We start from the raw sequence: 22,734 nt of genomic DNA, 5'->3' as shown, positions 1-22,734 counted from the left end.
TGTTTATGAACACAAATAATATATATATATTTTTTTAAATCTTTACAATAAATTAACAAAATAAAATCCTCCAAATAAACAAAGTAAAGTATTATAATATGATAAATCTATGATTATAAAATAATTAAAAAAGAATAGGGTGAGGCATATGAGTAACGTTCTATGCACTGCAGGACAATCGTCTTTTTCTCCTCCTAGACATCAGACCATAATCGGGGATAGACCATCGACTGCTCCCTCAAGCCTCTTAAACAGACTCCTTTCTCTTCCTGATCGTAAGCCCTGCATGCGCTATGTCTATGACATTACTATTCTCGCTCTTGCTGTCATTGCCATTATAGGTATTCTGGTTGCCTCACATGGACAGGGATTACTCTTATTTGGTTTAATTCCCGGTTTTGTTCTTGGTACCCTGGGCTTAGCCATGTTAGTTTCTGATGTCGCCCAGACTCCACGAGCACAAAAAATTGCTGATACCCTAGTAGCTGTATGCCTACCTTTTATTTTGTTAGGGATAGCCTCAGCACTTTTAGCATCTGCCTTTATAGCTTCTGGAGGCAGTATTCTAATTGTTGCAAACCCATTATTTATAATGGGAATAATGACTATAGGTTTATCTTTAATTTCATTGCATAAAGTTACCTTCCAACACTTTAAAACCGAAGCCCTCGTTAAACAACAGCAAAAAATTATTCGATTTGCAGACCAATCTTCCACACCTCTAGGAGCTTCTAAAACAATAAAAGATGAGAAACTCTTGGCTAAGAAAAGAAACAAACAAATATCTGAGTCTGCCAAATATACACGACTCTCCCAACAAGCAAGACTTGCTTCTCGGCGACAACGACTATACAAGTGTCATCAAGGGAATATACGGCTTCCCAGACGATCCAATGCGATAGAGAAACTATTTTCCGGTGGTTATGAACCCGACTCTTCAAATGATGAAGATTCTGTCCAAAATCAAAAAAAGCTAACGGAGACTTTTTCTCTACCTACAGCTTTGCCTTCAGCTTCCCCAGATACATCATTACCTTTAACTACTGTTCCTCTGGGTAGTATTTCTTCCCCACTTCCTATAAGTTCGTCGAAGAATCTAGATCACCAATCATCTATTATACGAACACCTAAAATAGAAAAAACAAAATCTAGAACTAGAGATCAACAAGAGGAACATCAAAAGAAAGAAGAAGAGGAAGCCTCTTCAGACGAAAAACTTAAAAAAAAGAAACTTAAAAGAAAGAGAAAATAGAAAGTATTTAGACTAAGTATTGTATTCTTAACTCTCCTTTAGATCTAAAGAATGTCAAGAAATAAACAGCTCTTTGAAAAATTTACTTCGAAAGAGCTGTTTTACCAAATGGTAGAATTTCTGTTACTGCTTTCCTAATTCTACAAGTAGCAAAGCATTCACCCGATGAGGAGGTGCTTTCCCTTGTGTACGCTTCATAATCTGCCCTACTAAAAATCCTAATGCCTTTGTCTTTCCATTGCGATAATCCACCACAGATTGTGGATTTGCTTGAACAACTTCCATTATAATAGATAACAAAGCGCTTTCATCTGTCATTGGCAGTAAATCAGGATTTTCCTTCAGAATATCTTCAGGACTTTTAGCTGGAGAAGCCATCATCATATCTGCTATATCTTTAGCGATTTTCCCTGTGATCACTCCGCGATCGATAAAATCCACTAATTGAGCAATATGCTCAGGAAGAATCCCTACAAAAGCTAACTTTTTCCCTAAGTTCTTACATCGACCTATAAACTCTACAGTCACCCAATTAGAAAGAGAACGATAATTTGTACAATGTGCAGCAGCGGCTTCAAAAAACTGAGCAATATATTTATCGCTGATCAAAATAGCTGCGATATCCTCAGCAATGTCATAATCTTTTAAATACCTTTGGTATTTATCATAGGGTAGCTCGGGAAGAGTAGCGCGAACCTCATTAATATAGTCCTCTGTTAACTGCAATACTGGAAGATCAGGCTCTATAAAATACTTATAATCTTCGGCGCGTTCTTTAAGACGCATTAATACTGTTTTCTTTTTCTCTGGATCCCATCGGTAGGTTGCTCCTGGAATTACTTGCTTAGGATCCTGATGTGGATGAGCGAAATATTCATCTACCTGGCGACGTTTTTCAGCTTCCAGAGCCTGTGCCATAAATGCAAAAGAATTCATGTTTTTAATTTCTACTTTATTACGTAGTTCCTGACTTCCCTTTGGTCGTACAGAAATATTTACGTCAAAGCGAACAGAACCTTCTTCCATATTGCAGTCAGAAATCCCGATGTAATCGAGTAAAGATACTAAAGCTGTTGCATAAGCTACAGCATCTTCCGAGCAAAACATACACGGCTTAGATACAATTTCTATTAAGGGGACACCCGCGCGATTATAATCAACACCAGCAAAATTACCGAAGTGTTTTAGCATGCCAGCATCATCTTCCATGTGTGCTTGAGACAACTCGAAATAACGTTCTTCCCCTTGAACTAAAGCTTTCACATAACCACCGCGAACAATAGGATAATCAAACTGAGTAATTTGGAAGTTTCTTGGACTATCTGGATAAAAGTAAGACTTCCTATCGAAACGACTAAATAAGGCAATTTCACCCTGAACAGCACAACCAAATAAAACAGCTTTTCTCACCGCTTCTTTATTTAATACGGGTAATGTTCCGGGTAATCCTGTGCATACAGGAGAGATATTGGTATTAGGTTCATCACCAAAACGATTGCGAGCTCCACTAAACAATTTGGATGTTGTATTCAATTCTACGTGGACTTCCAAACCTATGACGGATTCCCAATCAGCATAAATACTGCTCATGATTTTATCCCTCCATCAAGAGTTTTCCTACATTCTGTAGGAAAAATATTTTTTATTCCGGAATGTTCTTGGAAACTATAGCCTACCTGACAAACTTGCTGATCTTGGCCTCGCTTTCCAATAATTTGAAATCCTAGAGGCAGCCCTTCTCTAGAAAACCCTGATGGGACAGCAATCGCGGGTAGATAGGCTAGGTTCACAGCTACAGTATAGATATCCTGAAGATATAAAGACGTAGGATCTAAAATCTCTCCAAAAGGAAATGCGGGACATGAACATACAGGCATAGCAATGACATCACATACTTCATAGGCTTTCTGGAAAGCTTGTATGATTTTTGTACGAACAGCAGTACCTTTCTTATAATAAATATTTTGTCTCTCTGCAGATAGTACATAGTTTCCTAAAAGAATTCTCCGCATTACTTCCTTTCCGAATCCCTGAGCCCGGGATAAAGTGTACACTTCCTCTATGGTTTTAGCTTCAGGAGACCGATAACCATAACGAATTCCATCAAAACGTGCTAGGTTAGCACTAGCTTCTGCAGATGCTAAAATATAATATACAGGAACCGCATGGCGTAAAATATCCAAATCAATATCTACTATCCGGCTTCCCTGTTTCTCTAAAACCTCTAGGGATACGAAAAAGTTCTCTTTAATATCTTCTCTCAGTCCCTCTAAAAATCTCTTAGGGACACCGATTAACTGAGGTACTTCTAAAGATAATGCCTCCTGAAACGATCCTATGAAAAAATGCTTCGATGTAGGATCTTTATCATCCTTACCTACAAAAGCATCCATAGCGAGCGCTACATCTTCAACAACCGTAGTTAGAGGACCGATCTGATCCAAAGAAGAACCGAAAGCGACTAAACCATAGCGCGACACAGCTCCATAGGAAGGCTTGAATCCTACAATACCACAAAATGCAGCGGGCTGACGTATAGATCCCCCTGTATCAGATCCCAAAGCTATGGGACAAAACCTTGAAGCTACTGCCGCTGCAGATCCTCCCGAAGATCCTCCGGGGACACAAGACAAATCCCAAGGATTTCTCGTAGGATGAAAAGCAGAGTATTGTGTCGTCGATCCCATGGCGAACTCATCCATATTGAGTTTCCCTAAGATAATGCCATCTTCTGCTTCTATGCGTTCCACCACAGTAGCACTAAACGGAGCTACATAATTTTCCAACATCTTTGAAGCACACGTGGTACGCAAACCAGAAATATGGATGTTATCCTTAATTCCTATGGGGATACCAGCTAACTTTCCTAAAGGTTTGCCTTGTGCACGCTTTTCATCTATATGAGCTGCTTTTTCATATGCTCTATCCTGGCAGAGAGAAAGAAAGGCTCCTATGCGACTATCCTCTTCTTGTATTCTACTATAAAAATACTTAACTATTGCTGTAGCAGAAAGCTCTCCCTGAGCTACAGCATTTCTTAACTCTAAGGCACTCTTTTGATACATAGTTTCCTGCTTCTCTCTATTTAATTATCGTAGGGACTTTGACTAATCCTCCTAATGATTCCGGAACATTAGTGAGAAACTCCTCTCGTGAAAAATTTGAAGTCACAATATCTTCTCGTAAATCCTCAGGACCAACAACTTGAATTAAGGGTAAGTCATCAACAACGTCTACGACATCCATGGAGATAGTTTCTTCCATAGTGTGAATTACATCATTCAATGAAGTGCTATACTCCTGTATGAGTTCTTCACTTAAATCTAAAGCAGAAAGCTTAGCCAGCGTAACAATATCTTCTCTTTCTAAATATGTTCGTTTCATTGCCTACCCCCTGTGCTGTTCAATGAAGAACCATAGTTTTACTATGGATTAACGAAAAAACTTCTTGCCAAACTTAACTCCTTGTATGCAAAAAGTCAATGTCTCTTCAAGAAATCACAAGTAAAAAAAATCTTTATTAAATTATAAAAAAGATTAAAAGGTGGAATTAAGTATACATCATTTAGGAGAAAAGCAATGCTAGGCAAACTTGTTCGGGGACTATCCTGTCTTATCGTTGTTCTTAGCGCATTAAATGTCGGTATTGTGGGGTTAACTCACTACAAAATCAACATAATTGAACGATTATGCGGAGGAGCCAATACATCAGCAACAAATATTACTTACATTATCATAGGACTTGCCGGTATTCTTTATTTCATAGGCTGTTGCAGTTGCTGTTCTAAAAAACATTCATCCAAAGATTGCTGTCCTAAAGGGCATTCTACCCATCATTGTGATCCTAAAAATTAGGCGCTTCTGTTTTTTAGGTCTTCTGATTTTATGGCCCATAATACACGAAAAAAACCAAGAATCATTTTATATTAATCGTTTTATTATTAAAAACATAAGATTAATCTAATAAGATCCTTGGTTTGTTTTGTTCTATTGAGAACAAAATCTTCTTGTGATTTATTTCACTTTTTCCTCTACTCTAAAAACCAAGTAACGGTTTTGCAATAAAGATTGTTTATGAAGTCCTCCATTCATTTTCTATTAGTTTCTTCTACTCTTATCTCTCATGTATCTCTTGATTCTACAGAGGTTCAAGAAACTTCCCAAGAACAAGGGAATATTGTCTTGGAAAGCAAAGACAACTATGACGGAACAAATACAACTCCCTTTTCTCAAAGGAAATCTTCATTAACGAATGGAACTACGTATACTTTATCTACAGATATTTCCTTTGCAAATGTCTCTAGTACTCAAGAACAAACCAGTGAAGAAACTAAAAATGAAGAAGTAAGCAAAGAAGCAGATGAAGAAAACAACGCAGAAGAAGAAAAAACACAAACACAAAATGTAGAAACACAAGCTAACATAGCAAAAACGGCATTGCCTACAACAAGCTCATCATTATCTATAACAAAATCAACTCAACCAGAATCTTCTAATCCTAGCTCATCCCAAGGAACACCTGAATGTTCTCTAACAACAACCCTTCCTTCTACAGATGGAGGAAATGCTAGTGTAACTACAGGAGCGGAAAATTCTACTTCTAATAGCATTACGTCTTCTTCTGGTTCTACAAATACTAGCTGCTTTGTTAATACTGATGGCACCCTAAGTTTCGTAGGAAACAACCATTCTCTTACTTTTTCCAACATCTCGATTACGGGGAAAGGATCTGCTATTAACAATAGTGCAAATTCCTCTCTAACTTTCTCTGGATTCTCTGATTTATCTTTCATCTCTGCTACGGCTGATATATCCACAGCAGAAAGTGCTATTTACGTTGGTCCTAAAAATACTACAACCTCTGAAAGTTCAGAGGAAAAAAGTACAGTATCCTCTACCACTCCAGGAAACACAAGCTCAGGATCTAATGGAAGTCCTAGTGCGGATGCTTCTAAAGTAGTGACTGTATCTACAGCAGTTATGCAAGAATCTCAAGCACCTTGGGAAACTTCAGAAATAGAAGGGCGGGAATCAGAAAAAAATGATGAAGAAGACAAAGAGCAGAGTCAAGAAAACAGCTCTTTAACCTTTAAAAGTAAAAAAGTAGATTCTTTCAATAGTCATCTAAAAGGATCTACAAATTCGGATGTTAGTAATTCTTCTTCTTCGGGATCTTTGAATTCAGTATCTTCCGATTCATCTGAGCAACCTTCATCTCCGAGTATTTCCTTCTGTAATAATGCAAATATCACCTTGTCTGGAAATAATTCCAAAAATTATGGAGGCGCTATCCAGGTCTTAGGAAACGGTAGCATTACCAAAAATACGGGGACAGTCACATTGTCTAACAACATGGCTCAAGATCAAGGTGGGGCTATCTACTCTACAGGGAGTGTAGAGATTACTGAAAATGCTACAGTTATATTTTCTGGGAACAAGACTATACAAAGTACTTCTTCAGGATCATCAGAACCATCGAAAAGCGCTTCAGAACCAGCGGTATCTGCTGCTGTCACAACAGAGCCGTCCAATCAAAGTACTACAGTATCCTCAAATACTCAAGGACATGGAGGAGCGATTTGCTGTATAACATCGTCTGCACTCTCTGAGGATACAGAAACTGATTCCCCTTATTCTCCATCAGCTCTGCTTCGTCGATTCTATGCCAATATCCAAGCTCAATTAGGTTCAACATATCAGGATTCCACATCGAGCAACTTATCTAAAGTTACAATCTCTGGAAATGCTTCTGTAACTTTTTCAAATAACTCTGCTTATGGTTCTGGAGGAGCTATCTATAGCGAATCTGTATTCCTATCTTCCGGTGGTGATATCACCTTTGCAGGAAATACTGCTTCCCAGGGAGGAGCTATCTATATCACTGATGGTGGAACGATTAGTATTTCTGCTACAAATGGAAATATTTCTTTCTGGGGAAATACACAGACAACAGCTATAGATCCTTCAATTACAGGAGACACTACTCAAACGGATACTGCATCTAAAACCCTAACATCGCTACACAATTCTCTTTATCTAGGGAAAGGAGCAAAAATCTTACAACTACGAGCTGGGACAGGTCATAGCCTTACTTTTTATGACCCTATTATTACTCAACCTATAGACTCTGGTTCCTCGTCCACCCCTCTGAGATTCAATGCTGCCGATGATCAAACTGATCTATCCTCTACGACTACATATGATGGTCGTATTGTTTTCTCTGGGGAAAAGTTAACCGAAGAAGAAGCCCAAGATTCTGCAAATACAACAAGTATTTTTCATTGTCCTGTAGTCTTAGAATCTGGAACCATGGTTTTAAAAAATGGAGCCACTCTCTGTGCAGATTCATTTATCCAAAATCCTGGTTCTTTAATTATTATGGATGGAGGTACCACAATCCGTGCGGGCTTTGTTTCAACAACAGAGCAACAACCATCATCTCAAAATGAATCTACCTTAAATAATTCTACAGAGCAAAATTCTGAAAATACACAGAAAGAAGCTACTCAAACTCCTCCTACTTCCACGACTGAGGCAACGGCATTGACAAAAGCTACAGATACGCCTACATTTGCTGGTTCCTCTGAATCACAAGCAACTAAATCTTCTCTACTCGATGAAAGGATAGTATCCAAATATTTAGAGGAAGTGTGTAAAATTCGTACTTTACTACGTGATCTTCCCTTCTCTCTTCCCGTATCCTCAACAGGAACAGAGGCAACAACAACTCCTAGTTATACACAACAAACTGCTGCTGATGGCTCGATTACTATTAGCAACTTAGCAGTAAACTTAGATTCCTTAGGATCAGGACAAGTTATTAACATTATAGGGAACGGCAACACAGGAAAAGTGTCTGTCACTGGGGATTTACAATTTGTGGATTCTAGTGGTCAATTCTATGACAATCCACTTCTTAGCAAAAACTTTTCTACAGATATCTTGAGCATCTCTGCCGGGCAAGGACAACAGGTTGATACATCAGGACTCAATATTATTCCTCAGGGATCGACAACTTCTAATTTCGGTTATCAAGGACAATGGGAAGTAATTCAAGTTAAGGATCCCACTAGTGGACAAATTTCCTTCGAACTAAAATGGGAATCTCAAGGTTATAATCCCAGTCCTGCAAGACGTGCTACTTTGGTTCCGAATAGTTTATGGTGTTCGGCAATTGATATACAGGCAATACAGAAACTTGTTGAAGTCAGTACAGACAGCGCCAATGCTCCAGGGTTCTGGGTAGCAGGAATTTCTAATTTCTTTCATAGGGACTCCACTTCTATTCAACAAGGATTCCGACACATTAGCTCTGGATACATGTTAGGAACCAGTTTTGAAAGTATAGATGGTCATCTGATGGATATTGCTTTTTGCCAATTATTCGGTCGGGATAAGGACTACAACCTAGCGCATACGAAATCTCATATTTATGCTGCTACTATACATTCCAAACAAGAACGCATGATGCATTACCATACCTTCTCTAACAAAAGAGGAACTATCATTTCACAACTTCCTGATCAGTTTCTTGTGATCCTGGATGCGCATCTCAGCTACAGTCTAGCACGCAATGCTATGGAAACTCAACATACTCCCAACCCTGCTTCTATAGGAAAATGGAATAACCATTGTGTTTCGGCTACTTTAGGCGGTACCCTACCTCGACGTTACTTTTCTCCTTACGCCCAACTACGCGTTGTCTTCGTAGAACAACAAAATTTCAAAGAACGTCACGGAGGAGATGAAAATAGAGAATTTCAAAGTGCTCATTTAATGAATATCGCCACTCCTTTAGGATTAAAATTTGAGAGAAATACCCCATCGAATAAACTTATCCTTTCTCTTGGCTACTCTCCAGACATCTATCGTTTATATCCTAAGTCTAAGGTTTACTTCCCTTCAGGAAGTATTTCCTGGGCCACAGGAGCTACAAATCTCGCACGACAAGCATTATTAGTTGAAGGCTCAGCACATCATAGTTTGGGAAACAGCTTTAAAATCTTCTCTCACGCTGCTTTTGAATTACGGGGATCTTCTAGAAATTATAATGCAGATTTAGGAGGAAAGTACATTTTCTAAAAAAATGGTATGAATATCCCCTGGAATTTCCAACGATTTCCTCCTCCATGAAGATTTTCATAGGGAAAATACAACATATTTACTAGAAAAACACTAACTCTGTGCCATCTCTAAGGATAGTTAAATACCTACCTTGTTTAAGGGTCTTTTTTCTTATTCAAGGAGAACATCTTATATTCTTCTTTTTTCCATCTTATTGATTTTTTAATACTTTTTATTTATGTGAATGGTAAATCCTTTATCACTTCTCGAGTCAATGAAAGCTTCTTTTAGTAAATTTATTGTCTTCTCTATACTAACTCTTACTTACTCATCTCGGGTTGACTCCCTGGAAATCTTGGTCCCCAGTGGCACGTATAACGGAGATCTTGATAAACAATTCCCCTATACGATTACTGCAAATCCTGAGGGAACAACAGCCATCCTTACTGGTAATCTTTATATTTTAAATATTGACAATTGCCAAGCAGCTACCCCACTAAGTTGCTTTTTGAATTCTTCAGGACCCATTACTATTATAGGCCGAAGAAATAGTATTTCTTTCATGAACCTCTGTACAACAACAAATGGTGCAGCTTTAAATTCAACACCTGCAACTAGCGCCACGACCACCAATGCTGCTCCATACACAATCTCAGGATTGTCTTCTTGTGTCTTTACGAATTGTCGTGTTCTTGCAAATAGCAGTACTCCTACTGATTCTATCCCAGCTCCTAAAGGTGGGGCTATCTATGTATCGGGATCTTTATTCTTACAAAATACACAGAATGTTCTTTTTCAAAACAACTATGCAGCAAGTAATGGTGGGGGTATCTGGGTAAAAAATGGGTCGATTAATAAGGTGCATCAAGCTGCATTCTCTAGTAATGTAGCTAATAACGGAGGAGCTATTGGCTCCTCTGAAAGTTTTTCCATTACTCAATGTCCTTCTGTAATTTTTGCTACCAACTCAGCAAATCTATATGGAGGGGCTATCCATGCTGTAGATCCCACAACTACAACTCCTCCTGAAACAACCACACAAAAAAATACAACAATAAATATTTCTGGAAATGGGGTAGTAAAATTTGAAGCAAACAATGCAAAATCAGGAGGAGCTATCTATGGAGAAGGTAATGTCACATTCTCCAACAATGGGGTCTTGATCCTACAGAATAACTCTGCTTTCCCAGAAGTCTCTCCTACAGATGGAATTACTGTGGGTCTAGGAGGCGCATTATTCGCTAAGCAAGCGGGAACAACACCATCAGCAACTCCTTCTGATTACACAGGAATCACTATAAGCAACCAACAAACTATTTTCGTTGCGAATAATTTTGCCTCAACTTCAGGTGGGGCTATTCACACAGATAAGTTAAGTATTTCCTCCTCAGGATCTACAATGTTTAGAGATAACGTCTCTAAAGATGGAGGAGCTATCTACATAGCAGATAATGGAACTTTGTCATTATCTGCAGACTATGGTCCTATGGTGTTTTATCATAACCTAAAAAAAACTAACCAGACCAACACAACCATACAAAGAAATGCTATCTCCCTAGGGAAGGGAGCAACCATTTCTTCTTTATCTGCTTCAGAAAATTATAGCTTAATTTTCTATGACCCAATTACTGGAGCTCTTCCTGATACAGCCAATAACCAAGAACTAACAATTAACCCTAATAGCTCTTCCAAATACACAGGTTCTGTTATTTTCTCAGGATTAGATACTGACAATACAAACGACTCGACCTCAACTATCTATCAAAAAGTTAAGTTATCCAATGGAAAATTAATCTTAGCAAATAAAGCAACTCTCGCTGTACTTTCCTTCACTCAAGAAGAAGACTCTATCCTACTTATGGATGGAGGAACAACATTACAAATTACCGAACACTCGACAAATAATGGCACGGCTCAAAACAATACAGATGGTCAAATAACTATTACTGATCTCCATCTAAACTTAGATTCTCTTAATGCATCTAGCCAAGCTAAAATTGAAACTAAAAATAGTTCTGGTTCTATCATACTTAATGGATCTGTTTCTATAGATGATGTATCTGGACATGCTTATGAAAACCATTCTTTGTTTAATCAAGACTCAGTTACCCTCAATCCCTTAGTCCTTACCACTCAGAATGACAATCAAATTACAACAAATGTAGAGTTTCCAGAAGCACAATATGGTTACTTAGGCTCTTGGACGTTTTCTTGGGAAAATGGAGAAAATAATACTAAAACTCTTAAAGCAACATGGACACGTACAGGATTTCTTCCAAGTCCTGAACGTCAGTCAACACTAGTCCCAAATAGCCTATGGGGAGCATTAATTGATTTGCGTTCCCTGAATGATGCTGCTACATCAAGCTGTGATGGCTTTAACTATGGTCAAGGCCTATACTTTGCGGGGATCTCCAATATCTTTCATCGTGAGCGTGATGAAAATTCCCATGGATTTCGTCGGATTAGCGGAGGCTACATAGTTGGTGCTAATTCACAAACAATTGCAGGATCAGTATTTGGCGTTGCCTTCGCTCAAATGTTTGGACGATCGAAAGATTATGTAGTTTCCACATCGAAATCTCAATCCCTTATGGGAACGGCATATCTTTCTATAAAGCACCCCATCAATAATATTATCTTCACAGGTTTTTCTGCACGTGCATGCTATAGCCGCACTACCGAAGAAATGACAACACAATACACCTTTGCTCCTAAAAAAGAAATTTCTTGGGATAATAATTGTTGGCTAGGAGAAATCGGCGGCAACCTGCCCATCATCCTAAGAATCAAGAATCTCCCCTTCAATCAATTTGTTCCCTTTGTCCATGCTCAAATAGGTTATGCAGAACATGAATCTTTCAAAGAAAAACAAGAAGAAGCTCGCTCTTTTGATTCTAGTTATCTAATTAATGTATCTATACCTGCAGGATTTAAAATTGATAGAAGATCGCATAAACATCCTGATTTCTATAGTCTTTCAGTTGCTTATGTTCCTGATGTCTATCGTAAGGATCCTAAATGCACTACACTACTACTTGCCAACAATATTTCATGGATCACATCGGCAACAAATTTAGACAGGTACGCGATATTCTTCCAAGGGTCTACGCACACATCTATAAATAATAATATAGAAATTTTTACTCACGGCAATTATGAATTACGCAAATCCTCCCGTAATTACAGTATAGATATAGGAAGCAAATTTCGATTCTAATCTAACTAAAACAGCGGGATCAATAAACAGGGCGTAACATGACTTCTTTTAAATCTTCTTCTTTGTGTTTTTTATCTTGCTTATGTATTACAGGGTGGGCCTCTACCCAATCTCTTCCGAATAATGTGACGTTTCCTTTTTATGACGTGGCAAATACTGTATGTCTCAACTCTAACTGTAATGTAAACAACCTGTTTGGTGCACAGTTTGATTCTTCATTCCTTGGGGCAACTACCTCATTCTCTCTACTTGGGAATGGCTATCAGCTTTCCTTTTCCAATTGCCAAGCACCTGTCCAAGATGATACAGCATTAATCTCCTCTTCAGGAAGTTTGAGTTTATCTAACTTATCAAAACTCGTAATCTCTAACAATATCTCTACAGGAAGTGAAGGGCTTATTTCGGGATCAACTACTTCAATTAACAACTGTAGCTACCTTATCTTCACCAACAATCGTACATCCTACTCGCCCGTTGTCTCTACTACTGGCGCTGGTGGAGATAGCACTGAAGGAACCACAACAACGGTGAACTGTTGCTGTGGATCTGTCCTCAAAACAGAACAAAAATTAAGTATTACCAACATTAATAAAAAAATTACATTTGAAAATAATTCTGGTAATTTCGGATCCGCTATTCTAAATAAGACCGATGCTACATGTGATATTAATAAAAATTTTTGTCCTATTACCTTTTCACAAAACTATGCGACTTGTGGTGGAGGGGCTATTTACGATGGATCTGTTACCTTTGAAGGTAATACACGCTCTATTACCTTTTCTGGAAATACAGCAGCAAATGGATTAGCAACAGTCACCCCTCAGCCTTCTGTAGTTATTGCTGCAGGATCAGGAGGTGCTATTTGCTGTCCAACAAAATCCGTAACATTCAATAACAATACTAATCCCATAACTTTCAGCTACAATTCTGCTGCGAAAGATGGTGGGGCTATCTATACTACTACCTGTACTCTAAATACAAATTCAGATTTTTTTTTCATTAAAAACTCAGCCACAGAAAATGGCGGAGCAATTTGCGCAAGATCCCTTACTATGAAGACCATTGGGGATACCAATTTTTATCATAACCGCGCACAACAAGGTGGAGCAATCTATATAAGTTCCTCAGTGGGAGATACTACCTCTACTGCAGATTCTTCACTAACCTTAACGGCAGGCAGAGGCATAATGACCTTTGCTGGAAATACAATAAACACCCGTCCCGGAGTACGCAATGCCATACAACTAGATGGTAATGCAAAAATCACATCAATCAGTGCTTCAGGGGATGCGAAAATTATTTTTTACGATCCTATTACCAATACTAACCCAGGAACAACAGCTGGAGACACTGGAGCTGGGACAACACCAAATGAAATCATCATTAATACTACTGGATACTCAGGGTCTGTAGTCTTTTCCTCTGCTCTTCTTTCCCTATCAGAACAATTTCATCCAGAGAATTCCCTATCTTCTCTATGTGGTAAAGTCGTTATTCAAGATGGGCAGCTTGTAGTTACAGATAACGCAACACTTAATGTCTTAGGGCTAACAGCAGATCCTGGAAGACTAACTCTAGGCTCAGGAGCAGATATCGGCTTGTTAACATCTTCAGGAACTCCCCCTACTACTACGCTTCCTACAGCAACTGATTTTAGTATAAAAAACCTAGGTTGTGATGTCACTTCTTATCTCAGCCCTACTTGGGAAACAGCAACTGTCAACTCAGGAGCACAGACAATCACTCTAGAAGGACAACTAGCTGTTGTTTGCGAGGATCCAGAAACTACATATGATAATTCATTATTAGCTAGTTCCTTAACTATTCCTTTTGCCACGTTTACTTCAAATAATAATAATAATCCTACAGCAACAAGTTTCACCACTGGAGAAATCCCTGTTCCCGATCACTATGGTTATCAAGGATCCTGGGAATCCTCATGGTCTGCTCCTCTATTATCTCCAACACCCAATGGTGGTGTACCTTCAGGAACAGATAACCGCACACTATACTTAATTTGGAATCCTTCACCATCCCCATATGCGTCCTATATTCTTGCTCCTGAACGTCGTGGAGAATTAGTTCCTAATTCCTTATGGTCTTCATTTTTTGCTGCACAAATATTTGCAAATTCCCTACTGGGAGACCATATTCAGGGAGAACACGAAGGTTGGGGCTCCTCAATCAAAGCATTAGGCGCTTATTCCCATCAACATCCTCGATCACAATATGATGGATTTTCAGGAAGACACGGAGGATACCAAACAAATGTCCGTATTTACTACCCTGACCAAGCTGCTCTAGGTATAGCCTTCGGTCAGCTCTATGGACAAATAAAAAGCAAGCTATATCAAGCTAAAAGTAGCGAACAAATGGTTTTCTTTGGCTTATTTGGAAATCTCCCTGTTGCCACGCCAAATAGAGAAATCCATTTTGCTTGGGAATCCGCATATGTCTATGCTAAAAACCACATGACCACAAACTATTCAAGATCTTACCTGCAGACTCCTTTGCAATCTCAAGCCACTTGGTATAATAACGTCTATTATGTTTCCGTCTCTGTGAATCACCCATTTCTTCTATGGTTTGACATCACACAAATACTTGCTGAGCAATTCCATCTCACTGGGTTTATCTCTGCTGAATGTTTCGGAGGATGGCAAAGCGCATTTCAAGAAAGCGGAAGTTTAGCTAGAAAATTCTCCCGAGGCAAGGGACATAATCTCTCCCTTCCCGTAGGATTTGTTTCAACATGGTATACTCCATTTAAACGAGCTCCATCGACACTCATGTTGAAATTTGCTTATAAACCTGATGTCTACCGAACCAACCCTCACACTAATATGACAATCATAACTAATAGTGAAACCTTCACTATACGAGGGATCCCCTTAACACGTAACGGATTCTTATTACAATTACACGATGATATTCAGTTTTCTCAACGAATTACAGGATACATAGATTATGTTTACAATTCCAAACAAGCATCTATCAATCATCGTATAATCACTGGAATTCAAAGCATATTCTAGCCACTAGTGAGAGAAAGGTTCTTTGCCCTAGGGATCTTTCTCTCCATTTTTATAAACTTTCTTCTCTTATAAATACAAAAATAAAGCTATTCAAAAACAGAAAAATAATTACAAATAAACACCTAGACAACTTATCAGACATACGTTATAGAGACGTATAGTACGTGATTCTCTGGTTGTTAGTTATCCAATTATGCGCTCCTACGCTTGTTCTCTTGTTTTACTCAGTTGTTTGACTACATTTTATCCGCACAATATCCTAGCAAATGATTATGCATCATCTGAATCTTTTGATATCGAAAATCTCGAGGATTCCTATTTTTCCTATCTTTCATCTAAAACTCTAGGAAAACTAAATGATACAAGTGTAGACTTCGAGATCTCTAACAACGACTATTTCTATATAAGAGGTCAGTTTTCACAGTCACAAGAGGAAGGAGGCGGAGGCATTGCTGTAAATAATCTCAGTATTATAAATAATCCTGGCCCTGTGATCTTCCAAGCAAACCACACTATAGGAAATGGGGGTGCTATCTACTGCCTAAACAATTGCGTCATCTCGAATAATCAACAGCTATGTTGCTTTATGGAAAATATAGCAGGATCCTCAGGCATCTATAAAAATGCAGGAGCTATACGAGCTATAAATATCGATATCTCTAATAATCAAGGCCCTATACATTTTCTAAATAATATCGCAACAGATGAAGGAGGGGCACTCTATGCACGTAATAATATAACGATCAGCAATAACTATGGGGAAATAACATTTCAAAATAATAAATGTAACTGGTCCAATCATCAATCTAACAAATATGGCAGGGGAGGAAGTATAGGAGCGATAAAGACTGTAACTATAACACAAAACCATGCCCCCATTACATTTAAGAATAACCAAGGGGGAAATAATGGGTGCATTTATGCAGAGACATTAATAATTTCTGACAATGACGAATTAATTACTTTCTCCAACAATTACTGTGTTAGTAATAGGGAGACAGGAGCAGGAGGCGGCGCTATTTACTGTATTGATTCTTGTAATATAATAAATAATCGCAAAACAATTACTTTCACCAATAATATTGCTGTAAAACTCGGCGGTGGGATTTATACTAAAAACCTCACAATTCGCGATAACGGTCCTATATTATTTTCAAATAATAACTCACAACAAGGAGGAGCTTTAATAAATCAAGGGCAGGAAAACGCAGCAGCAGAATTTTATTTGTCAGCAGACTATGGTGATATCATCTTTAATAGAAACTTCACTTCAACAACTGATAAATATTATAGAAATGCCATCAGTACTACAGAATATCTCGACTTAAAAATTGGATCACGAAAAGGATATTGTATTGTTTTTTATGATCCTATTGAAAACACGACCCCATCAGCATCCGTAACTATTAATCCAGAAACTTACCATTTAGGGACCGTTCTTCTTTCGGGAGCTAATGTTCCAGATGCATCACCACAAGAAGCAGATTATACAAGCTATTTACAAAATACAAATCAAATCGCTTATGGGACACTGGCTGTAGAAGACCGAGCCTGCCTAGCCCTATATTCTTTGACACAAACTGAAGGGTTCTTACGTCTAGGAAATCAAGGAATAATCAGAACAGAAAAACAAGCAGGGTCTAATACTACCACAGAAAATTGCAACTTAGAAATTACAAAGCTCTCTCTTAATCTGCCCTCTCTACTCAAAGAAGACGCACAAGCTCCAAAAATATGGATCTATCCTAGTAGTACTACTACTGATAACACTACTACATATACTGAGGATAACAACCCCACTGTAACAATTTCAGGAAACTTAACCTTAGTTAATGATGAAAATGAAAACCCCTATGAATACGTAGACCTATCTAATTCCATTACTAAAGTTCCCTTCCTTTATCTCTGTGATAATGCTACAAAAAAAATTACTATTGACAATCTCAATATCGAAGCCATTAATGACACACAACACTATGGCTATCAAGGCATCTGGTCCCCCTATTGGGAAGAATATACTACAACAGCAGGAACAACTCTAGATACAGCAAATACTTCTCACCGTATGCTTTATGCTGACTGGACCGCCACTCAATACTACATTCCCAATCCTAAATACAATACTCCTTTAGTTGCTAACTCCTTGTGGGGGAATCTATATACTACAAAATCCCACTACCCCCCCCCCCCCACCGATGAAGAGAGTAGCTTCTTCATCTCTGGTTATGGCCTAGGCACCAATATTCATCAAAGTACAAGAAATCATATCCACGGATTCCATATGATCTCGGGAGGATATGCTGTCGTCCCTGCATCTACAACAATATCAAATCAAAAACTCGCCTTCATATTCTCTCAGCAATTCACGCATATCAAAGAAAAAGTTACTCACAATAAAATCTCATCAAAAAGCTATCTCGCCGGAATGCAAATTCAGCTCCCTTGGATGCATAAGAAACTCATCACCACAGGATCTTTAGCTTACAACTATGGTGATCATAAACTCTCTAGTCACTACGAAAATAATAAATCTTCTCAAGGAACATTCTATACTCATAGCTTTCTTGCGACACTTGAAACCACTCTTATCTTCCTAATGCGAAAAAATTATAGCCTAGCAGCATTTCTGGAAGCTGTGGCCTTCGCTTCAGGAACATCCCAGTGTAAAGAAATAGGAGACTATCCTCGAATATTTTCTACAGAATCCCCCCTACATACTTTGGCACTACCCATAGGAATCTTTATACAAATAAAACAAGATAGTTTCACGGCTCCTTCCCTATGGAAATGCTATCTCTCCTACCAACCTCTTGTGTACAGACAATACCCTAAAATCCTAACCACTCTAATCGCTAGCAACGGCTCGTGGCTCTCTCAAGGAAGCCCTGTAGCCAGAAATGCTTTCGCAGCAAATATCAATAATGAAACACAAATCTTCCACAACATGAAAATCCTATGCAATTATAAAGGCGAAATCTCCTCATCCACCTTCTCTAATTACCTACACATAGGAACACATATTACTTTTTAACATCTCTAAGAAAAAATCATAGCTATCAAAAGAAGAATCTTCTTCTCCATGTTATTTGAGATAAGAAGAAAGATGCCTACATGAAAAAATTAAAATCATAAAAATACAAAAAGCCATAGAAAAGTATTTCTCTATAGCTTTTTGTATTTTAAATACTATTTATCTATTGATTCGTTTTTGAGCGAAAATTTCCAAATGCTCTTCTTATGGTTCCTAAGATAGATGTGCTTTCTTCATCACCCATACTATTACGCAATGGCGCAGAATATGTATTCGTATTACCAATAGTAGAAGGAGGACGGTCAGGATCAAACTCCTCTACCATGACTTGTAACTGAAACTGTACTCGTTTTTGTGCTCTTGCTAATCCATCTGACATAAGAGCTGCTTTTGCCGCAGCTCCATACCCGGGAGTCACTCCTAATTCTACTTTTACTCCTTCATCTGAGTTCCCACCAAATACCTCGAGCTCTTCATAGATATTTTCTTCACTAGCACCATCAACAGATCCAATTATTTCTAAATACTCCGATTCTCTACCCGTAAAACGAGGGGTGTCGTAGTCACTAGTACGGGGTATATCGTAAATAAAACGACTACGAGGATGGTCATATATCCCTGACAGCGGTATACCTGGAAAGGATTCAGGCTCTTCACCTACATAAGGATTTGGTTCTCTTTGAGGTACAGGAATTCTATCAGGTATCCGATAATGAGGTTCTTCATCATAATTCCCTAGGACTCCGCCTCTTCTATTGGGTGTGAAGAGGTCCATAATTTCATATAAACCGTCAGATCCTTGTCCACCGATCACACTATCATCACCTAAAACAACAGAATCTGGCCTACCTCGTCTCCAAAGGCCAACTATCCTGCTAGAAAGCGAAATAGAATCGCTATTTTGTCGTAGGATAGTACGCAAACGCTCTTTAACAGTGTTTGCCATGTTTCTTAATCGTGATTCCCCTTCGGAACTCTGCGTAGCTGCTACTTCTTCATATATTCTACTTTCCTCATTATAGCGGCAGCATCGCGTAATTGCTTCTCCCAGGGCGACAATTCCTCTTTTCATGGAACGGAATAAACCAACAATTACTGTTCTTATCACATTTAACATGGAGACAATGCTTTCTCCTAATCTCCTCAATGCATCACGAATGCGATTTCTTAATGAATGATCTGATTCTAATTGTAAAACTACTCTATCTGCAGATTCCAGAACAACTCGAACATCTTCATCAATCTCACCTAGAATATGCTCTGCCTCTTCTGCCTCTTTCATAATCCGTGTAAGATCATTATCAGAAGCACCGCGAACCACACGTTCTACGTCTTCTACATAAAATGAAGAGTTCCCTACAACGCGTACAAATTCCTCTCCTCCGGAGGAAGAATCTAGTGACTCTGCTCTTTCACGGCAATCCCGGGCCAACTCTGCCATCTGTTGTCTTTCAGAATCATCGGTAGCATATCCAGATAATCTTTCATAACTATCTGCCATTGCACGTAGCTCTTCAGGAGATATAAGATGTTGGGGATCCAAAGGTCCTGTATGCTCCTCGCTTCTAGACCATGCCGTATTGAAGAAACTGGAGAACCTACTTCCAAGATTAGACAACCTCTCACGATATTTAGATCCAGAGATTTTTGAAGATGCTGCTGATGTAGTAGCTGTACTTTCGCCCATATCAGTAGAAGATACTTCCCTTGAAGTACCTTCATCTCCAGAACTTATATCCTCATCGGAAGGAAGCCTGTTATCAGAGCTAACTCGTACTAAACGCGAGAAAAACTCCTGTCTTGCTGGAATTTCTAATCCACGACTACGATAACCAACAAGTCTTGGTGAAGAAATTTCCATGGGTTGTTGTTGTGGTCGACGGAAGAAATCTCTAACTGCTTTCCAAATACGACTTAAAAATCCAGGATTTGTTCCTCTATTTTGAGAAGCTAAATAGTCTGCATGCTCCTCAGGAGAACGCACATCAAATCGTTGACTTAGTAATTCTTGAGCTCTTTGCTGAACATTGGAACTGCTGTTCTCAGATGATTCAGAGAAACTTCGTGAAGACACCTCATGTCCACCGATACTTCCCTTATTAACTGACTTATCATCATCACCATTTCTCTCAGGGGGAATTCTTCCTGTTCCTGACCCACCACTGATTCCACTAACCCCGGACATATGCGTCCCCTTTTATATTAAAAAAATATTTTTATTTATAAACATATTTTATCAACATACAAAAAAATTAATAAAATAAATAAAAACACAAAAATAATTTTGTTAAAAATAAATAAAGAAAAACTAAAGAACTAAAAATGAGATTTTATTCAGAACTGTTGTCACTAGCATCGAAATCCCCGGGATTTAGATCATCGAACACGGGATCGATAGGAATAAAGCTCTCGTCAGAAATATCATTTTTCGAAGTGAAGTGGTGTAATTGCTCCCTACGCAAATTCAAACGGTAGCGTAATTTCACTAGCTGTAGGAACATCCATGACGAGAGCTGCTTTAGATAAAGCCCACCGCTAATAACCAAAAATGTGGAACCAATTTTTAAAATTCCTGCAACAATAGGGCTGAGAGCAGGAATCAAAGCAAATAGCATGATACCTATCCCACAGACAAGGAAAATCCCCGCGAATATACTCCCTTGCGTGCTAATCCCTTTATCAAAAGCATCCAGTTCTCGCTTTATAGAAACCTCGGTATTTACAATGACATCAGATCCAAAAGTTGCCCAAAGATGATTAATCTCTTCTTCTGTACAAAGTTTTTCCACATCTTTGGGAAGTTGCCGAAGAAACCGTTGTTTCTCAAGTTTTTCTTTTCGACGAGCTTGAGCAATTTTAAATCGCGCTTTCATTTGGAATACACTGTGAGCGAAACCTGAGGAAACCATAGGGAGTACTGAAAAAGCAACTGTAGATCCTATAGTAGATACAAGAAGAACCTGAATAGCAGTCATCCCTGCAAATCCCGAAGCAAAAATTGCAGCAATTCCTGCGATTAAAAGTAGCACAGAAAGAGAAAATAATATCTTCTGACGTGTTGTTAAAGACAAACGACGATTAATTTCCTCAGAAGAAATCCCAGCTCCCCCTTTTCCCTGGATATTTGCGTACTGAGGCGTACCTTCCTCATGAAGATTGTTAATACTAATACTCTCCTCAAGATCTTCGCCTAACAAAACTTCATTACGTATATCTTTCAATCCAAAATCAACAAATAATTCTTGTTTTCTTCTAGATTCTAAAAAGTTTTTCCACTTAGCAACACTACTATGTAATAGTGTCCTTAAAACAAATTCAATGCCAATAGAAATCAAAGGAGGTGAGAGAACCAGTAGGACTGCTGCAGGCACTCCTCCTACAACCAAACTACCTACGATACCCAGAACAATACCCAGAATTGCAAATCCCGTTCCTAAGCTCAATAAACTCAAGCTAATGTAATGTAGTTTTCTTGCTTCTTGCATGATTTCAATACGCGTCAGAGGCTCTCCAGAAGCTGCTTTTTGAGAACGAAAATGTTTGACATAGATGTAGTGAGAGAGGCTCGTAAATAAAGAACTCGTTCCTCCTGAAGAGGCACTTCCTCCTAATCGTCCGACAACAGCATCATATCCTCCAGGAACAAAGATTCCTCCTACTTTCATAGCAAATCCTAGAGCTGAAAATCCTATCCCCACTCCCATGGCACTCTTAATACGCTGTTTCTCAGACATATGGGGAGAAAAAACATCTCTGATTTTATAGACTATATTTTTCATAGCAGAAATTCCGCCTAGAGAAACACCAGACAGAGCTATAGCTAAAATAATAGACTGAGGAATCCCAGGAGCTAAGCAAGTTAATGCTACAACAACAATAACCATAGCCAAGGTAAAAATTGCTAACCCAGCGAACAAACCTACAGAATGTGAAAACTGTTTATTTTCTATAGAGATATCCTTAGGATATAAAGATATCGGAGAAGGGACAGAACTATTTGACGACCCTCGATTAGCTATAGGATAGGTACCTAACTGTCTCACCATACCTAAGTTATTAGGATCATCTTTGGGAATTCTAGAAACAGACATAAATAAAAATACAATCTATTTGATTTAATTAATTATAATCA

At 38.5% G+C, this 22,734-nt stretch carries 11 protein-coding genes; 6 read left to right on the top strand and 5 right to left on the bottom strand.

Going from position 1 to position 22,734, the window contains the following annotated elements; genetic code table 11:
* Window positions 1–148: 148 nt before the first annotated feature.
* Entirely contained in the window at window positions 149–1,252 is a 1,104-nt protein-coding gene (locus tag RT28_RS00505; protein ID WP_038500097.1) for a sulfite exporter TauE/SafE family protein, read from the top strand.
* 123 nt (window positions 1,253–1,375) lie between these two features.
* On the opposite strand, the gene gatB is transcribed toward RT28_RS00505, so the two are convergent.
* Genes gatB through gatC form a run of 3 tightly spaced genes read right to left on the bottom strand, consistent with a single transcriptional unit; the run spans window position 1,376 to window position 4,636 of the window.
* Window positions 1,376–2,842, bottom strand: coding sequence for an Asp-tRNA(Asn)/Glu-tRNA(Gln) amidotransferase subunit GatB (gene gatB, locus RT28_RS00500; RefSeq protein ID WP_038500094.1), 1,467 nt, complete (start codon window positions 2,840–2,842; stop codon window positions 1,376–1,378).
* Window positions 2,839–4,317 (bottom strand): Asp-tRNA(Asn)/Glu-tRNA(Gln) amidotransferase subunit GatA, encoded by a 1,479-nt coding sequence (gatA, locus tag RT28_RS00495; protein WP_020355985.1) that lies wholly within the window; start codon window positions 4,315–4,317, stop codon window positions 2,839–2,841. The genes gatB and gatA overlap by 4 nt, the downstream gene beginning before the upstream one ends.
* A 16-nt stretch (window positions 4,318–4,333) precedes the next feature.
* Window positions 4,334–4,636 (bottom strand): Asp-tRNA(Asn)/Glu-tRNA(Gln) amidotransferase subunit GatC, encoded by a 303-nt coding sequence (gene gatC / locus RT28_RS00490; protein WP_020359219.1) that lies wholly within the window; start codon window positions 4,634–4,636, stop codon window positions 4,334–4,336.
* A gap of 195 nt (window positions 4,637–4,831) precedes the next feature.
* On the opposite strand from gatC, the gene RT28_RS00485 reads away from it, so the two are divergent.
* The 5 genes from RT28_RS00485 to RT28_RS00465 all read left to right on the top strand — a co-directional run bounded on the left by RT28_RS00485 (window position 4,832) and on the right by RT28_RS00465 (window position 18,602).
* Window positions 4,832–5,107 (top strand): DUF378 domain-containing protein, encoded by a 276-nt coding sequence (locus RT28_RS00485; RefSeq protein WP_038500091.1) that lies wholly within the window; start codon window positions 4,832–4,834, stop codon window positions 5,105–5,107.
* A gap of 219 nt (window positions 5,108–5,326) precedes the next feature.
* Window positions 5,327–9,334, top strand: coding sequence for a polymorphic outer membrane protein middle domain-containing protein (locus tag RT28_RS00480; RefSeq protein ID WP_038500088.1), 4,008 nt, complete (start codon window positions 5,327–5,329; stop codon window positions 9,332–9,334).
* 256 nt (window positions 9,335–9,590) lie between these two features.
* Window positions 9,591–12,536 carry a polymorphic outer membrane protein middle domain-containing protein gene (locus RT28_RS00475; RefSeq protein ID WP_174362027.1) on the top strand — a complete coding sequence of 982 codons (2,946 nt, stop codon included), beginning with the start codon at window positions 9,591–9,593 and terminating at the stop codon, window positions 12,534–12,536.
* 38 nt (window positions 12,537–12,574) lie between these two features.
* Window positions 12,575–15,571 carry a polymorphic outer membrane protein middle domain-containing protein gene (locus RT28_RS04935; protein ID WP_038500085.1) on the top strand — a complete coding sequence of 999 codons (2,997 nt, stop codon included), beginning with the start codon at window positions 12,575–12,577 and terminating at the stop codon, window positions 15,569–15,571.
* Between the two features lie 193 nt (window positions 15,572–15,764).
* Complete coding sequence (locus tag RT28_RS00465) at window positions 15,765–18,602, top strand: polymorphic outer membrane protein middle domain-containing protein (RefSeq protein WP_051485696.1); 2,838 nt, start codon at window positions 15,765–15,767, stop codon at window positions 18,600–18,602.
* A 163-nt stretch (window positions 18,603–18,765) separates the two neighbouring features.
* Here RT28_RS00465 and RT28_RS00460 read toward each other — a convergent pair whose 3' ends face one another.
* On the bottom strand, window positions 18,766–20,787 hold the full coding sequence (locus RT28_RS00460) for a hypothetical protein (protein ID WP_038500079.1): 2,022 nt from the start codon (window positions 20,785–20,787) through the stop codon (window positions 18,766–18,768).
* A 145-nt stretch (window positions 20,788–20,932) separates the two neighbouring features.
* On the bottom strand, window positions 20,933–22,693 hold the full coding sequence (locus RT28_RS00455) for a hypothetical protein (RefSeq protein ID WP_038500076.1): 1,761 nt from the start codon (window positions 22,691–22,693) through the stop codon (window positions 20,933–20,935).
* Between the last annotated feature and the right edge of the window lie 41 nt (window positions 22,694–22,734).

This window comes from Chlamydia avium 10DC88 (assembly GCF_000583875.1).
Taxonomy (GTDB): domain Bacteria; phylum Chlamydiota; class Chlamydiia; order Chlamydiales; family Chlamydiaceae; genus Chlamydia; species Chlamydia avium.
This window is presented reverse-complemented; position numbering and strand designations above follow the sequence as displayed.

Bases quoted from the DNA above. Each gene is read 5' to 3' on its own strand.
- gatA (WP_020355985.1), bottom strand. From the start codon at position 4,317: ATGTATCAAAAGAGTGCCTTAGAGTTAAGAAATGCTGTAGCTCAGGGA.
- gatB (WP_038500094.1), bottom strand. From the start codon at position 2,842: ATGAGCAGTATTTATGCTGATTGGGAATCCGTCATAGGTTTGGAAGTC.
- RT28_RS00475 (WP_174362027.1), top strand. From the start codon at position 9,591: ATGAAAGCTTCTTTTAGTAAATTTATTGTCTTCTCTATACTAACTCTT.
- RT28_RS00505 (WP_038500097.1), top strand. From the start codon at position 149: ATGAGTAACGTTCTATGCACTGCAGGACAATCGTCTTTTTCTCCTCCT.
- RT28_RS04935 (WP_038500085.1), top strand. From the start codon at position 12,575: ATGACTTCTTTTAAATCTTCTTCTTTGTGTTTTTTATCTTGCTTATGT.
- gatC (WP_020359219.1), bottom strand. From the start codon at position 4,636: ATGAAACGAACATATTTAGAAAGAGAAGATATTGTTACGCTGGCTAAG.
- RT28_RS00455 (WP_038500076.1), bottom strand. From the start codon at position 22,693: ATGTCTGTTTCTAGAATTCCCAAAGATGATCCTAATAACTTAGGTATG.
- RT28_RS00460 (WP_038500079.1), bottom strand. From the start codon at position 20,787: ATGTCCGGGGTTAGTGGAATCAGTGGTGGGTCAGGAACAGGAAGAATT.
- RT28_RS00465 (WP_051485696.1), top strand. From the start codon at position 15,765: ATGCGCTCCTACGCTTGTTCTCTTGTTTTACTCAGTTGTTTGACTACA.
- RT28_RS00485 (WP_038500091.1), top strand. From the start codon at position 4,832: ATGCTAGGCAAACTTGTTCGGGGACTATCCTGTCTTATCGTTGTTCTT.
- RT28_RS00480 (WP_038500088.1), top strand. From the start codon at position 5,327: ATGAAGTCCTCCATTCATTTTCTATTAGTTTCTTCTACTCTTATCTCT.